At 41.2% G+C, this 323-nt stretch carries 1 protein-coding gene; it reads right to left on the bottom strand.

Annotated elements, in window-relative coordinates:
- Positions 1-203, bottom strand: a 203-nt coding sequence (locus tag ACFIK0_RS09570; RefSeq protein ID WP_375663939.1) for a hypothetical protein, incomplete at its 3' end; no start/stop codon positions are given.
- Positions 204-323: the final 120 nt, after the last annotated feature.

Below are 323 nucleotides of genomic sequence, written 5' to 3'. Positions count from 1 at the left end.
GCCTTGATCATCTTGGCTTCACTTTGGCGGATCACAGCCCGATTGTTTAATTCGTTCACACCACTCTTGTCAGCGGGGTCAAAATCTTGAATGGAAACCATGATGGAATTGTTATAAACCTTTTCGACAATTCCTGTAAAATCATGATCCATTGGGCCGAATTTCTTTCCTTGAACCAAATCACCAATTTCAAAATCTGCCATTGATTTGCACCTCATCGTTATCTGAACTTATTGATAGATCACAATATGGTACCCTACTCTTTTTCAGCACTGATTTCAAGTCAAAAGACGTCGCCGAGCGGCCGAGAGAGTGATAAAATC

It is taken from the genome of Bartonella sp. CL63NXGY, assembly GCF_042194905.1.
GTDB lineage: Bacteria > Pseudomonadota > Alphaproteobacteria > Rhizobiales > Rhizobiaceae > Bartonella.
This window is presented reverse-complemented; position numbering and strand designations above follow the sequence as displayed.